Here is a 14,596-nt window from a genome sequence, read left to right as displayed (position 1 = left end):
CCCACGCCCGCCCTCGATCCGGCCTTGGCGGCCGGCGGGCGCCCCTCACTCGCCGTCCCCGGCCGGGTCGGGAAGGAGCGAGTCGAGGTCGCCGGGAAGCTCGCTCGGGAATCCGCTGGGCAGGCCACTCGGAAACTCGCTCGGCAGGCCCGAGGGAAGGGTCGGGAGGTCGCTGGGCAGCCGGGTGGGAAGGCTCAGCGACGGGGTGGGGCTGGGCGAAGGGGCCGTAGTCCCGACGGTTCCGCCCGGCCGCCGATCGTCCGGCGATCCCTCGCCCCCGGTGACCACCGACATGACGGCTGTGACGGCGCCCAGCACGACGATCACGGCCACCACGACGAGTGCGACAGTGCGGCGCCGATCAGGGGGAGGCCCGCCGGACGGGTCGGATGGCTGCCAGCCCCCGCCCTGACTCGGGGGCTGCCAGCCACCACCCTGCCCCGATGGAGGCAGGGCACCGCCCTGTGGATACGGCCCGAAGGCCCCGGGCGGTGGTGTGTGTCCCCCGGGCGAATCCCCCGGCGGCGGTCCGAAGCCACCTGTCGGCGGCCCGGACCCGGCACCGTGGGGCGGGGGTGTGCCCTCCGGCGGCTGGGACGGTGTCGGCGGCGTGCCCATAGGGACCAGGGTCGCGGTCGGGCGGCCAAGTCGCGACCCCTCCAGCGGAGTTGACAACGACTCGTGCCGCGAAGTGCGCTGCGCCGAAGAGTTCCGTGCGGAAATCGACAGAACAAGGCACGGAGGGACACCGCCCCGGATCCCGTCCGGAGCAGCGGGAGGCCGCTGCCGCGTCGGCGGACAGGGCCTCCCGCGCGCGTGATCAGCCGCGGGCACCCAGCAGGTGGTCCATGGCCAGCTGGTCGAGCTGCTCGAAGGCCATGCCGCGCGCGGCGGCCGCCTCCGCGTCGAACTCCTCGAAGGCCGTACGGTCCGCGAGCAGGGCCTGCAGGCCGTCCGCGGCCGTGGGCTGGGCCAGCTGGTCCAGGCGTGCGGCGCGCAGGGCCTCCTGGACCGCCGGGTCCGCGCGGAACGCGGCCGCACGCTCCCTGAGGATCAGGTAGTTGCGCATGCAGCCCGCGGCCGACGCCCATACGCCGTCGAAGTCCTCGGTACGCGGCGGCTTGAAGTCGAAGTGCTTGGGGCCCGCGTATCCGGCGGTCTCCAGCAGGTCGACCAGCCAGAAGGCGGAGCGCAGGTCGCCCGCGCCGAAGCGGAGGTCCTGGTCGTACTTGATGCCGGACTGGCCGTTGAGGTCGATGTGGAAGAGCTTGCCCGCCCACAGCGCCTGGGCGATGCCGTGCGGGAAGTTGAGGCCGGCCATCTGCTCGTGGCCGACCTCGGGGTTCACGCCGTACAGCTCCGGGCGCTCCAGGCGCTCGATGAAGGCGAGGGCGTGGCCGACCGTGGGGAGCAGGATGTCGCCGCGGGGCTCGTTCGGCTTGGGCTCGATCGCGAACTTCAGGTCGTAGCCCTGGGAGGTCACGTACTCGCCCAGGAGGTCGAAGGCTTCCTTCATCCGGTCGAGCGCGTCCCGCACGTCCTTGGCGGCGCCGGACTCGGCGCCCTCACGGCCGCCCCAGGCGACGTAGGTCTTGGCGCCCAGCTCGACGGCCAGGTCGATGTTGCGGATGGTCTTGCGCAGCGCGTACCGGCGTACGTCGCGGTCGTTGGCGGTGAACGCGCCGTCCTTGAAGACGGGGTGCGTGAACAGGTTGGTGGTCGCCATCGGCACCGTCATGCCGGTGGTGTCCAGGGCCGCGCGGAAGCGCTTGATGTGCTCCTCGCGCACGCTGTCCGAGGACCCGAAGGGGATCAGGTCGTCGTCGTGGAAGGTCACTCCGTAGGCGCCGAGCTCGGCCAAGCGCTGCACCGTCTCGACCGGGTCGAGGGCGCGCCGGGTGGCGTCGCCGAACGGGTCCCTTCCCTGCCAGCCGACGGTCCACAGGCCGAAGGTGAACCTGTCGTCGGGGGTGGGCTGGTAGTTCATGCCGCGGCTCCTTGCGCTCCGACTATTTCGTCATGGCGATTTACAAATTAGTATGCGGACGCGTCTCCGGGAAGGCAAGATGTCGCCCGGCAGAGGCGTCGGCCGCGTCAGCGGCCCATCACGAGCCGTGTGAGAGGGAGAGCCCGATGTCAGCAGCCGAGGGTCCGCTCGTCGTCGGTGTGGACTCGTCCACGCAGTCCACCAAGGCCCTGGTCGTCGACGCGTCGACGGGACGCGTGGTGGCGAGCGGGCAGGCGCCGCACACCGTGTCCTCCGGCGCGGGCCGGGAGAGCGATCCCCGCCAGTGGTGGGAGGCCCTGCACGAGGCGCTGCACCAGTGCGGGGACGCGGCGCGGGAGGCGTCGGCGGTGTCGGTCGGCGGCCAGCAGCACGGCCTCGTCACCCTCGACGCCCGGGGCGAACCGGTCCGTCCGGCGCTCCTGTGGAACGACGTGCGCTCGGCGCCGCAGGCCGCCCGCCTGCTGGAGGAACTGGGCGGCGCGAAGGCCTGGGCGGAACGTGCCGGCAGCGTGCCGGGACCGTCCTTCACCGTCACGAAGTGGGCCTGGCTGGCCGAGAACGAGCCCGAGGCGGTCCGCGCGACCGCCGCCGTGCGCCTGCCGCACGACTACCTCACCGAGCGCCTCACCGGCCAGGGCACGACCGACCGCGGCGACGCCTCCGGCACCGGGTGGTGGGCGTCGGCGACAGAGGCGTACGACACGGAGGTCCTGGACCACGTGGGCCTGGACCCGGCACTGCTGCCCCGCGTGGTCCGGCCCGGCGAGATCGCCGGGACCGTGCGGGACACGCATGATCTGCCGTTCGCCAAGGGCACCCTGGTCGCCGCCGGTACGGGTGACAACGCGGCCGCCGCGCTGGGGCTCGGGCTGCGACCCGGCACCCCGGTGCTGAGCCTCGGCACCTCCGGCACGGTGTACGCCGTCTCCCGGCACCGCCCCGCGGACCCGACCGGCACGGTGGCGGGCTTCGCCGACGCGCACGGCGACTGGCTGCCCCTGGCCTGCACCCTGAACTGCACCCAGGCCGTCGACCGGATCGCCGCCCTGCTGCACCTGGACCGCGAGGCTGTGGAGCCCGGCACGACCGCCACGCTCCTGCCCTACCTGGACGGCGAACGCACCCCGGCCCTGCCGCACGCCTCGGGACTGCTGCACGGACTGCGTCACGACACGACCGGCGGACAGCTGCTGCAGGCCGCCTACGACGGAGCCGTCCACTCCCTGCTCGGCGCCCTCGACCTGGTGCTCGACGCCGACGCGGACACCTCCGTGCCGCTGCTGCTCATCGGCGGCGGTGCGCGGGGCACGGCCTGGCAGCAGACCGTGCGTCGCCTGTCGGGGCGTGCCGTGCAGGTCCCCGAGGCAAGGGAACTGGTCGCTCTGGGCGCCGCCGCGCAGGCCGCCGGGCTGCTCACCGGCGAGGACCCGGCCGCGGTCGCCCGCCGCTGGGACACGGCCAAGGGGCCGGTGCTGGAGGCCGTGGAGCGGGACGGGGAGACGCTCACCAGGATCTCCGGAGTACTGTCCGACGCGGCGCCGCTGCTGGAGCGCGGGACGGGCGGCCGCTGAGCGGAACGGGTATGTCCGACGTGGGAAAATACGATTCCGACATGATCTGCAGAACGCCCACCAGGACACACCGACGGGAGCCGGGGGAGGCATGACCGCACCACTGCACGACACCCACGCGGGCGGCTCCGGGCGCCGCGTGCCCGACAACCAGCAGGGCATGCGCCGCCGCAACCTCGCCCGGGTCCTGCACTCCGTCAATGCCGAGGGACCGCTGTCCCGCGCCGCCGTCGCCTCCCGCATCGGCCTGACCCGGGCCGCCGTGTCCACCCTCGTGGACGAGCTGATCCGCTCGGGCCTCCTGGAGGAGCTCGGTCCGGAGCGCCCCGGCCGGGTCGGACGGCCCGGCTCGGCACTCGCCCTCAGCGGACACGGCCCCGCCGGGATCGGCGCGGAGATCGGGGTCGACCACCTCGCGGTCTGCGCCGTGGACCTGCGCGGCGAGGTGCGGGCCCGGGCGGTACGCCAGGGCACCAACCGCGGCCGGTCGCCCGGGCCGGTCGTCGACGACCTCACCGGGCTGGTCCGGCAGGTCGTCGCCGAGGCGGAGAGCGAGGGCCTGTGGCCGGCCGGGCTCGCGGTCGCCGTGCCCGGGCTGGTGGCGAGCGACGCCCGGACGGTGGTCCGCGCCCCCAACCTCGACTGGCACGACACGGACCTGGGTGCCCTGTTGCCCGACGGTCTGCCGGTGACCGTGGACAACGAGGCGAACTTCGGCGGCCTCGCCGAACTCTGGCTCGGAGACGGCACCCCACAGGACTTCCTGCACGTCTCCGCGGAGATCGGCATCGGCGGAGCGGTCGTCGTGGACGGCCGGCTGCTCCGCGGCACGCGCGGTTTCGCCGGCGAACTGGGTCATGTACCGGTCCGCCCGGAGGGCCCCGACTGCGCCTGCGGCGGACGCGGCTGTCTGGAGCAGTACGCCGGTGAGGAGGCCGTACTGCGCGCGGCCGGCCTGGAACCGGCCCAGCACCGAGTGGAGTTCCTCGCGGAACGGGCCGCGGCCGGTGACAAGGACGTACACCGGGCCCTGCGCGGCGCCGGTACGGCACTCGGTATCGCGCTGACCGGCGCGGTCAATCTGCTGGACCCCGAGACCGTGGTGCTCGGCGGCGCCCTGGCCGCGCTCGCGCCCTGGCTGCTGCCCTCATTGGAGCGGGAGTTGGCACGCCGGACGGCCGGTCCGGCCTGTGCCGTGGCCGTGTCCCGGCTGGGCTCCGACGGTCCGCTGCTGGGCGCGGCCCACTCGGTGGTGCGGGCCGTACTGGACGATCCGGCGACGGTCGGGGTTCGGCCGTAGCACGGGCTGCGCACCGGCGGCTCATGGGCCTGAGCAGGCACCGCACCCGTACGAGTGACGCAGTTGTCCACAATCGGCTGTCCGTCCACCGTTGTCCACACGCCCGGACGACCCGACCCGCGATCGCCGTACCGTGATTCACGTGAGGCGCATCCGTCCGACCCGCGGCAGCGTCCTCGTCTCCGATGTCCCAGCGCGATCCCACCTCGAAAGGCAGACCGATGGAGCGAGCCAGGCCGTTGCCGAGCAGACGCCGGCTCCTGCGGGGCACCGCCCTCGCCGCGATTCCCTACGCCCTGCTCCCGAGCCCACGGGCCGACGCCGAGCCGCCGCCCGTCGACCGCGCACCGGCCCTGTGGGAACCGGCGAGCACGGCCAACTACACCACGGTCGATCCGCCGACCGGCCGGCGGATCGACCTCGTGATCATCCACGTGACGCAGACGACGTACAAGAACACCCTGCCCGTCTTCTGGAACCCGGCGAAGCAGGTCTCCGCGCACTATCTGCTCCGCTCGGGCGACGGGCGGGTCACCCAGTGCGTCCGTGAACGCGACATCGCCTGGCACGCGGGCGACTGGGCCTACAACGCCCGCAGCATAGGCATCGAGCACGAGGGCTGGGTGGACCGGCCCGAGTACTTCACCGGCGCCATGTACGAGCAGTCGGCGAAACTCACCTCGGCGATCTGCGACACCTACGGCATACCGAAGGACCGCGCCCACATCATCGGTCACCACGAGGTGCCGGGCACCGACCACACCGATCCGGGGCCGCACTGGGACTGGGACCGCTACATACGCCTGGTCGGCTCCGCCTGACACCACCACAACCGCGGCGGTCCCCGAAGTCCGGCCCGGCGGCGGGGTCGCGTGGCTTGTCGGGTGTGCGTTCGGCGGTGACGATGGTCCCGGCGGTGTGTGCTCTCCGGGGAGGCCGAGTTGAGCGATCCATGGGTGGCCCTGGAACAGGGTGCCGACCCCGTCGAACGGGTGCGGGTGCTGCGCCGTGCGCACGAGGCGTTCACACAGCAGGGCACGGTGGCACGGCCGGTACGTGCGGTCGTCGCTGATTCCTGGCGCCGGTCGGCGAGAGCCGGCGTCGGGCCGGAAGGCACCGCACGGGTGGAACTGACGGACGGCGACCTCGGCTCCTACCGCGCGGAGCATCCGCTGGCCCGGGTCATGCCGTTGATCCGGGAGCTGTTGGGCACGTTCGCGTCGGACGGGGAGCATCTGCTGGCCGTGTGCGACGCGCAGGGCAGGCTGCTGTGGGTGGAGGGGGACGCCGCGACCAGACGGCGGGCGGATGGGATGAACTTCGTGCCGGGCGCGCGCTGGGCGGAGTCCGTGGTCGGAACGAACGCGCCGGGCACCGCGGTCGCCCTGGACCGGCCGGTGCAGGTGTTCGCGGCCGAGCACTTCATACGGCGGGTGCAGCCGTGGACGTGTGCGGCGGCCCCGGTGCACGATCCACGCACCGGGCGGGTGCTCGGCGCGGTCGACATCACCGGCGGGGACGGCCTGGCGCATCCGCACAGCCTCGGCTTCGTCCAGGCGGTGGCGAGGGCTGCCGAGTCCCAGCTCGCCCTGCTCACCCCTCCCGGCGTCGCGTCGGACGCGCTCGAACTGGCCGCTCTGGGTCGCGACGAGGCCCAACTCGTCGTCGGCGGCAGGAAGATCAGGCTCAGCCGTCGGCACAGCGAGATCCTGGTACTGCTGGCACGGCACCCGGAGGGGCTGTCCGGGGACGAGTTGCTCTGTGCGCTGTACGAGGACGAGTCGGTGACGCCGGTGACGCTGCGGGCCGAACTGGCCCGGCTGCGGCGCCTGCTCGGACCGGGTCTGCTGGGGTCGCGGCCGTACCGGCTCACGGTTCCGGTCGAGTCCGATGTGGCGGTCGTGGAACGGAGGCTGGAGACGGGGGCGGTGACGGGGGCCGTCTCGGCCTACGCTGGCCCGGTGCTGCCGGGTTCGCAGGCTCCGGCCGTCGTGCGACTGCGGAACCGACTCGCCGACGGGCTGCGCAGCGCCCTGACAGCCCGCCGCGATCCCGACCTCCTGGCGGACTGGGCGCACGCTCCCTGGGGCGAGGACGACCTGGAGGTGTGGCGGGCGCTGGCAGTCGTACGACCGACCCCGGCCGTACGGTCCCGGCTGCGCGAGCTGGAGTCGGAGCTGTCGGCACCACCGGGGTGGGGGCGCCTTCGGCGCCCCTGAGGGACACGGGCGGGGCGGGGCGGGGCGGGGCGGGGCGGGGCGGGGCGGGGCGGGGCGGGGCGGGGGCGCAACGTCCCTGCAACATTCCGGTTTCTAGCCTCCTCGCGAGAGCCGCCCAACGGCGGGTGGCGCTTCTCGGGAGGCAGGTACTCATGACCCGTTTCGCAACGCCCGGTACGGACGGCGCGGTCGTCTCCTTCGAGGCGCGTTACGACCATTTCATCGGGGGCGAGTACGTGCCGCCGGCGCGCGGGCAGTACTTCGAGAACCCGAGTCCGGTGAACGGGCTGCCGTTCACGGAGATCGCGCGGGGTACGAGCGAGGACGTGGAGCGCGCGCTGGACGCGGCGCACGCGGCCGCGCCCGGCTGGGGACGGACGTCCGTGACGGAACGTTCGGACGTCCTGCGGAAGATCGCCGACCGGATGGAGGCGAACCTGGAGCTGCTGGCGGTCGCGGAGAGCTGGGAGAACGGCAAGCCGGTGCGCGAGACGCTGGCGGCCGACATCCCTCTCGCGATCGACCACTTCCGGTATTTCGCGGGGGCGATCCGTGCGCAGGAGGGTTCGCTCGCGGAGCTCGACGACGACACGGTGGCGTACCACTTCCATGAGCCGCTGGGTGTGGTCGCCCAGATCATCCCGTGGAACTTCCCGATCCTGATGGCGACCTGGAAGCTGGCTCCCGCGCTGGCGGCGGGCAACGCGGTCGTACTGAAGCCTGCCGAGCAGACCCCGGCGTCCATCCATGTCTGGCTGAGCGTGGTGGCGGACCTGCTGCCGCCGGGTGTGCTGAACATCGTCAACGGGTTCGGGGTCGAGGCGGGCAAGCCGCTGGCGTCGAGTTCCCGGGTGGCGAAGGTCGCGTTCACGGGCGAGACGACGACCGGGCGGCTGATCATGCAGTACGCCTCGGAGAACATCACGCCGGTGACGCTCGAACTCGGCGGCAAGTCGCCGAACATCTTCTTCGACGACGTGTGGTCGGCGAACGACGACTTCCGTGACAAGGCCCTCGAAGGCTTCACGATGTTCGCGCTCAACCAGGGCGAGGTGTGCACCTGTCCGTCGCGGGCGCTGGTGCAGCGCGGCAACTACGCCGAGTTCATGGAGGCGGCCGTGGCCCGCACGGAACAGATCGTGACGGGGCATCCGCTGGACACGGACACCATGATCGGCGCCCAGGCCTCCAACGACCAGCTGGAGAAGATCCTCTCCTACCTGGACATCGGCCGGCAGGAGGGCGCGAAGATCCTCACCGGCGGTGAACGCATCGAACACGACGGCGAGTTGAAGGGCGGGTACTACGTCCAGCCGACGATCTTCGAGGGCCACAACCGTATGCGGATCTTCCAGGAGGAGATCTTCGGGCCGGTCGTCTCCGTGACCCCGTTCGACGACTTCGACGACGCCATCAAGATCGCGAACGACACGCTGTACGGTCTGGGGGCGGGGGTCTGGACGCGGGACACCAACACGGCCTACCGCGCGGGCCGTTCCATCCAGGCGGGCCGTGTCTGGACCAACTGTTATCACGCGTATCCGGCCCACGCCGCCTTCGGTGGCTACAAGGGTTCGGGCATCGGCCGCGAGACGCACAAGATGATGCTGGACCACTACCAGCAGACCAAGAACCTCCTCGTCTCGTACTCGCCGAAGAGGCTGGGCTTCTTCTAGGCGCAGAAGACGGGCGCCTGACCTGGGCAGATGCCCGTCAGGCGCCCTTGGGGGCGTGCGTATGAGCTGTGAAACGACATATCGTTCTGCTCCCGATATGGACGTCAAGAAGCTCGGCAAGATCCCCGCCGGCGGCGGCCATCGCACTCACGGCCGGGGTGAACGGCCCGGATCGCTCCGGGGGCTGGGACACGACTACGTCCACGCGGCCGTCGACGACCACTCGCGCCTCGCCTACGCCGAGATCCTTCCCGGAGAAGGGCGCGACCTGCGCGCGCTTTCTCACCCGCGCGGCCCGGTTCTTCCACGCCCACGGCATCACCCGCATCGAGCGGGTCATGACCGACAACGCCAAGAACTACCGGATCTCGCACGACTTCCAGGCCGCTTGCCAAGCGCTCGGCGCACGGCAGAAGTTCGCCCGCCCGCACTGCCCGTGGACCAACGGAAAGGTCGAACGGTTCAACCGCACCCTGCAGACCGAATGGGCCTACCGAAAGGTCTTCACCAGCAACGTCCAACGCACCCGAGCACTCGCACCCTGGCTCGACTTCTACAACACTGGCCGCCGACACACCGCGCTCGGCGGCCAGCCCTCGATCAGCCGACTGTCACCAACGTCATGACCGAGTACATCTAGGGCAGGTAGGCGGGCGCGACCGCGGCGAGGACGGCTGGGAGCAGCGCGCGAGGCGCTTCGGACTGCGCTGGCCGGACAGGGCGCCGGGCAGGGCCAGAACGAGCAGGGATCTCACGGCGAGGGCTGCGCCGAGGAGCCCGCCACGGCGGGCACCGGCGGTGGCGGTACCGGGGGCGAGGACGGTGAGCAGAACGCCGAGGGTGTCGTGTGGGCGTTGTTGACCGCTTCGAAGGGTACGGCCGGACACCAGGCGCACAGGGCGGCGCGGGCCGGTGCTCGCCGGGTGTCTCCGCGACGGCGCAGCACCGCCGGAAAAGCCAGCGTGGTGCCGAACGCCAGGACTGCGCCACCGACTTGGAGCGGCTTGTGGGGGCTGTCCGGTGGGGAGACGGTGTGAACAGCGAAGGAGCAGCCCTCGGCGAAGGGCGGGTAGATGGTCGGGACGGTGGAGCGGTTGATGCGGACACCCCCTTTCCGTCCGGGTCACCCCCCGGTCCTCGCAGGCGCCTTCGCTTGGGGAGGACCGTTCGTGCGCAGGTGGGCGAGTTCGGCGGGCCGGCGGGTGGGCGCAGGGGGAGATGCCAGCGGCCTGGACGCGGCCGTCCCAGGCGTGGCGGAACAACTCGGTGCTGGTGCGGGGCGGGGTGGCGAGCGCGGCCGACGCGACGGCGGCCGACCCGACCAGTACGAGACCGGTCGCTGCGCGGGCCCGGGATCTTGCGGACCGTCGAGGCCGCTGCGGCGAACAGGTTCCAGGCGACGGCGTATCCGGCCGGCAGGCGGCTGGATGCACCCTGGTTGTCCCCCGCACAGGGGGTGCCGACGACCGTTGCGGTGAGTGCGGCCAGCAGGGCCGCGGTGACAGCGGTGCGGCCATGTGTACGACGGCCGCCGCGGCTCCCCGGCCGGGAGGGGCGCCCTCGCGGGGACTCGGTCGGCAACGGTTGCAGCGAGCCGGGGGCGGTGTCGGTCATGGGTGTGCGGGTTTTCCGGTGGCCGTGGGGTGCGCGTCGACATGCGTCGGCTTCGGGCGGTGGAGTTCGAGGAAGGGACGGCCGGCGGCCGTCCACCGGCCGGTCAGGACCCACCCGGTGGCGTCGGCGGCGTGCAGCAGCGCGGTGGTGCCGATACGTGCCCAGGCGAACGGTCGGCCGTGCCGTCCCTGGCCGTCCTCGACACGGACAGTCAGGCGTTCGTCCACGTCGAGCGGGGCGGCCTCGGCCAGCAGGCACCCGCCGGGAGCGACCAGTTCCCGCAGGCGGGTGAGCAGGGCCAACGGATCGCCGCCGATACCGACGTTACCGTCCATCAGCAGGGCGGTGCCCCAGCCTCCTTCCCCCGGCAGACCGTCGAAGACGGACCGCCTTACGGCGGCACCCCCGTGGCGCCGGGTCCGGGTGACGGCGGCCGGGCTGACGTCCGCACCCAGTGCCGGTACACCGCGGGCGGCCAGGGCGGCCACCAGACGTCCCGGCCCGCAGCCGACGTCCAGGACGGGACCGGTGCAACGGCTCAGCACACTGGCGTCGGCGGCGTCGGGGGGTGCGCACCAGCGCTCGACGTCCAGCGGCAGCATCTCCTCAATGAGGCTGTCCGGGTGATCAGGGGGTGACAGGCGGCGCAGGAACAACGGGCCGCGGCCGGCGTGAAGGGCGTGGGCATAAGGGTCGTCGGTCCACGGTTCGCCCGGCTCTCCGGGTGTGAACAGATCTGTGGGCTGTGTCGGCGTGGAGATTCGCGCCGTGCGCGCCGTCAGGGTCTGCGGCCGCGTTCCCGCTGTGGCCGGCTCTGTCCACTCGGTCACGGCGGTGTCCAGGCCGGTCGCCGTCCCGCTCATCGGGCGACCTCCGCGAGTGAGGCCAGGGCGGTGGTGAATCGGGAGCCTGGCGGACAGCAGGCGGCGACCTGTGCGGCGTCGGCGGCGGTGTCCACGTCGCGCAGCACCGGCAGATCGGCCACTGCCAGTCCCGCCTCGGCCAGGCGCGACCGCTGGATCGCACCGGTGCGGTCCGTGGACATCGGCACCCCCCGGACGACAGACCCCGCTCGCGCCGGATCGGCGAACCCCAGCGCCCAGAAGCCGCCGTCGGCGGCCGGGCCGAACCAGGCGTCGTGACCGTCCCGGCCGACACCGGACAGCAGTTCGGGAGTGAGCTGCGGGGTGTCCATGCCGACCAGCAGGGCCGGTCCGTCCTCGCAGTGGGCGAAGGCGGCCGCGATCCGCTCGTCCAGAGCGCCCTCCGCCTGCGGTACGACGTCGAAGCCGGGTGGCAGCCAGGGGCCGGGAGCACCGTCGAGGACGAGGAGGCGGCGGTGGGCGGGGGCCCGGAGCAGGGTGCGGAGGGTGTCGGCGAGGGCGGCTTCGGCCAATGCGGCGGCTTCCCGGGGCGTGTAGGGCGGCGTGAGCCGGGTCTTGACCCGGCCCGGCACCGGCTCCTTCGCGATGACCAGCAGGGTGGCCGCTTCCCGGCGAGGGTGCCGGGCGCTCATCGTCCGACTCCCTGAACAGTGGTGGCCGTGACCGTCGGCGCCGGGGCGGGCGGCTCACCGAGGACGGCGCGCATGTCGCGTACCGCCTGCCAGGTGCCGCGCCAGGTGCCTGTCACCTTCGAGCGGCCGGTGCGCGGGTGGTACGGCACGTCCGTCTCCGTCACCCGCCAGTCGGCGTCGGCGGCACGGACCACCATCTGCAGCGGGTAGCCGGAGCGCCGGTCGGTCAGCCCCAGGGCCAGCAGCGCTTCGCGGCGGGCGGCGCGCATCGGGCCGAGGTCGTGCAGCCGCAGTCCGGTGCGGCGGCGGATCAGGCGGGCCAGTTCCAGGTTCGCCAGGCGTGCGTGCGCCGGCCAGGCGCCCAGCGTCGTGGGTCGCCGTCGGCCCAGCACAAGGTCGGCGGAGCCGGCGAGGACGGGGCCGGCGACCGCGGGAAGCACTGCAGGGTCCAGGGAACCGTCACAGTCGCTGAAGCAGACGATGTCGGCGGTGGCGGCGGTCAGCCCGGCGTGGCACGCGGCGCCGAAGCCGCGGCGCGGTTCGTGGACGACGTACGCTCCGAGGTCGCCGGCGATGTCCGCGGAGCCGTCGGTCGAACCGTTGTCGACGACGATCGCGCGCCAGCCGGCCGGGATCCGGTCCAGGACCCACGGCAGGGCCCTGGCCTCGTCGAGGCAGGGCAGCACTACGTCGACCAGGGCAGAGGTGGAGGGGGATGTCTCGATCACCCCACTCACCCTACGAACCCGAAAGGGACATAAGGGATTTGGCGATCTTACGGATCGCTGACGTCCGCAGCCGCTCTCGCAGAGGACCGGACACGGGTGCGAGACTCACCAGCGTGAAACGTGTACTCGTCGTGGACGACGATCCCACCGTCTCCGAGGTCGTCGCCGGATATCTGATCCGGGCGGGCTTCGCCGTCGACGTGGCCGCCGACGGCCCCGCCGCCGTGGCCGGGGCAGCCGCGCAGCCGCCGGACCTGGTGGTGCTGGACCTGATGCTGCCCGGCATGGACGGGCTGGAGGTCTGCCGCCGCATCCGGCGGGACGGCCCGCTGCCGGTGATCATGCTGACCGCGCGTGGCGACGAGGAGGACCGCGTCCTCGGCCTGGAGGTCGGGGCGGACGACTACGTCACCAAGCCCTTCAGCCCCCGCGAACTGGTCCTGCGCGTGGAGTCGGTACTGCGCCGCGCCGGGGCGGTGGCGGCCGCGCGGGCCGCACCCGCCGGGGCATGGCTGCGGGCGGGGCCGCTCGCCCTGGAACCCAGGGCCCGCCGAGCCATGCGCCACAGCGATGAACTCGCCCTGACCATCAGGGAGTTCGATCTGCTGGAGTTCTTCCTGCGCAATCCCGGGCGGGCCACGAGCCGGGAGGAACTGATGCGCCAGGTGTGGGGCTGGGAGTTCGGAGACCTGTCGACCGTGACCGTCCACGTGCGGCGGCTGCGCGGGAAGATCGAGGACGATCCGGCGCACCCCCGGCTGATCACCACCGTGTGGGGGGTGGGCTACCGCTTCGACGTCCCCGGTACGAAAGGAGGAGGCGATGCTGCCTGACACCCTCCTGATCGCGTTGTACGCGGCGATCGGCGCCGCCGCCGCCGGACTGCTCGGTGCCGCCGCCCTGCGGTTGCTGCGCCACCGCTCGGTCACGCTGTCGCTGGCCGTGGTCGCCGCCGTCACGGTCGCGGCGATGCTCGCCGGAACGATGCTGGTGGCCTGGGCGATGTTCCTGTCCGACCACGACCTCTGGGTCGTGACGATGGTGTGCTCCATGGCGGCCGTCGTCTCACTCGCCGTCGCCCTCCTCCTCGGCCGCAGCGTCGTCAAGGGCAGCCGGGCCCTGACCAGGGCCACACGCGCCCTCGGCGACGACGGCAGCTTCACTCCGCCCGCCACGGCGCCCACGGCCGAACTCGCCGCTCTCAGCCGCGAGTTGGCCGCCACGAGTGCGAAGCTCGCAGCGTCCCGGGAGCGGGAGCAGGCCCTGGACGCCTCCCGCCGCGAACTGGTCGCCTGGATCTCCCATGACCTGCGTACACCACTCGCCGGACTGCAGGCGATGACCGAGGCGCTGGAGGACGGCATGGTCGCCGACCCGCGCCTCTACCACGCCCGGATCCGCACGGAGGTCGAGCGGATGAGCGACATGGTCGGCGATTTGTTCGAACTCTCCCGCATCCAGGCCGGCGTCCTCGCCCTGAACACCGCCCGTATGTCGGTCTACGACCTGGTCGGTGACGCCATCGCGGGCGCCGACGCCCTCGCCAGGGAGCACGGTGTCTGGCTGGTGGGCGACGGGGTCGAGCCCGTTCCGATCGAGGTCGACGGCCGCGAGATGTCCCGCGTCCTGGCCAACCTGTTGGTCAACGCCATCCGCCGGACTCCCGCCGACGGCACGGTCGCCGTGTCCGCCCGCCGGGAGGCCGACAGCGTCGTCGTCTCCGTGACGGACGGCTGCGGCGGCATCCTGCCCGAGGACCTGCCCCGTGTCTTCGACACCGGCTGGCGCGGTACTCACGCTCGCACCCCGCCCGCCGGGGCCGGACTCGGCCTGGCGATCGTGCGCGGCATCGTCGAGGCCCACAGCGGACGCGCGGCGGTGAGCAACGTACCGGGCGGCTGCCGCTTCGAGGTCCACCTTCCCGCGGCTGTCTGAACGGCCCGTAAGGCGAAGGACCGGCCCCG

The 14,596-nt window shown here is 72.7% G+C and carries 12 protein-coding genes and 1 pseudogene; 8 read left to right on the top strand and 5 right to left on the bottom strand.

Translation table 11 applies throughout. The annotated features are described in order from the left end of the window. Positions 1 to 45: 45 nt before the first annotated feature. Positions 46 to 333, bottom strand: a complete 288-nt coding sequence (locus tag ACFU5F_RS29965; protein WP_383893820.1) for a hypothetical protein — start codon at positions 331 to 333, stop codon at positions 46 to 48. A gap of 487 nt (positions 334 to 820) precedes the next feature. Continuing rightward, positions 821 to 1,987 carry a xylose isomerase gene (gene xylA / locus ACFU5F_RS29960; protein ID WP_383893817.1) on the bottom strand — a complete coding sequence of 389 codons (1,167 nt, stop codon included), beginning with the start codon at positions 1,985 to 1,987 and terminating at the stop codon, positions 821 to 823. A 146-nt stretch (positions 1,988 to 2,133) separates the two neighbouring features. On the opposite strand from xylA, the gene xylB reads away from it, so the two are divergent. The 6 genes and pseudogenes from xylB to ACFU5F_RS29930 all read left to right on the top strand — a co-directional run. Next, positions 2,134 to 3,579, top strand: coding sequence for a xylulokinase (gene xylB, locus ACFU5F_RS29955; RefSeq protein WP_383893814.1), 1,446 nt, complete (start codon positions 2,134 to 2,136; stop codon positions 3,577 to 3,579). 91 nt (positions 3,580 to 3,670) lie between these two features. Further along, positions 3,671 to 4,879 (top strand): ROK family protein, encoded by a 1,209-nt coding sequence (locus tag ACFU5F_RS29950; RefSeq protein WP_383893811.1) that lies wholly within the window; start codon positions 3,671 to 3,673, stop codon positions 4,877 to 4,879. Positions 4,880 to 5,100: 221 nt separating this feature from the next. Then, on the top strand, positions 5,101 to 5,700 hold the full coding sequence (locus ACFU5F_RS29945) for an N-acetylmuramoyl-L-alanine amidase (protein ID WP_383893808.1): 600 nt from the start codon (positions 5,101 to 5,103) through the stop codon (positions 5,698 to 5,700). Positions 5,701 to 5,820: 120 nt separating this feature from the next. Further along, positions 5,821 to 7,098 (top strand): GAF domain-containing protein, encoded by a 1,278-nt coding sequence (locus tag ACFU5F_RS29940; RefSeq protein ID WP_383893805.1) that lies wholly within the window; start codon positions 5,821 to 5,823, stop codon positions 7,096 to 7,098. A gap of 152 nt (positions 7,099 to 7,250) precedes the next feature. Further along, on the top strand, positions 7,251 to 8,774 hold the full coding sequence (locus tag ACFU5F_RS29935; RefSeq protein WP_383893802.1) for an aldehyde dehydrogenase family protein: 1,524 nt from the start codon (positions 7,251 to 7,253) through the stop codon (positions 8,772 to 8,774). Between the two features lies 1 nt (position 8,775). Continuing rightward, a pseudogene (locus ACFU5F_RS29930) lies at positions 8,776 to 9,400 on the top strand (integrase core domain-containing protein); the annotation flags it as partial. Between the two features lie 984 nt (positions 9,401 to 10,384). On the opposite strand, the gene ACFU5F_RS29925 reads toward ACFU5F_RS29930, so the two are convergent. From ACFU5F_RS29925 to ACFU5F_RS29915, 3 genes are all read right to left on the bottom strand, one after another. Then, positions 10,385 to 10,990 (bottom strand): methyltransferase domain-containing protein, encoded by a 606-nt coding sequence (locus ACFU5F_RS29925; protein ID WP_383893799.1) that lies wholly within the window; start codon positions 10,988 to 10,990, stop codon positions 10,385 to 10,387. A 257-nt stretch (positions 10,991 to 11,247) separates the two neighbouring features. Then, positions 11,248 to 11,904, bottom strand: coding sequence for a DUF2064 domain-containing protein (locus tag ACFU5F_RS29920; RefSeq protein ID WP_383893796.1), 657 nt, complete (start codon positions 11,902 to 11,904; stop codon positions 11,248 to 11,250). Next, on the bottom strand, positions 11,901 to 12,632 hold the full coding sequence (locus ACFU5F_RS29915; RefSeq protein ID WP_383893793.1) for a glycosyltransferase family 2 protein: 732 nt from the start codon (positions 12,630 to 12,632) through the stop codon (positions 11,901 to 11,903). The genes ACFU5F_RS29920 and ACFU5F_RS29915 overlap by 4 nt, the downstream gene beginning before the upstream one ends. Before the next feature lie 113 nt (positions 12,633 to 12,745). Between ACFU5F_RS29915 and ACFU5F_RS29910 the strand changes: the two genes are divergently transcribed. Together ACFU5F_RS29910 and ACFU5F_RS29905 are read left to right on the top strand one after the other, a co-directional pair. Next, positions 12,746 to 13,465, top strand: a complete 720-nt coding sequence (locus ACFU5F_RS29910; protein ID WP_383893790.1) for a response regulator transcription factor — start codon at positions 12,746 to 12,748, stop codon at positions 13,463 to 13,465. Further along, the gene (locus ACFU5F_RS29905) at positions 13,455 to 14,567 is read left to right on the top strand and encodes a sensor histidine kinase (protein ID WP_383893787.1); all 1,113 of its coding nucleotides are present in this window, start codon (positions 13,455 to 13,457) and stop codon (positions 14,565 to 14,567) included. Before ACFU5F_RS29910 ends, ACFU5F_RS29905 begins: the two co-directional genes overlap by 11 nt. Positions 14,568 to 14,596 lie beyond the last annotated feature (29 nt).

This window comes from Streptomyces sp. NPDC057438 (assembly GCF_042802995.1).
In the GTDB taxonomy this organism is placed as follows: domain Bacteria; phylum Actinomycetota; class Actinomycetes; order Streptomycetales; family Streptomycetaceae; genus Streptomyces.
This window is presented reverse-complemented; position numbering and strand designations above follow the sequence as displayed.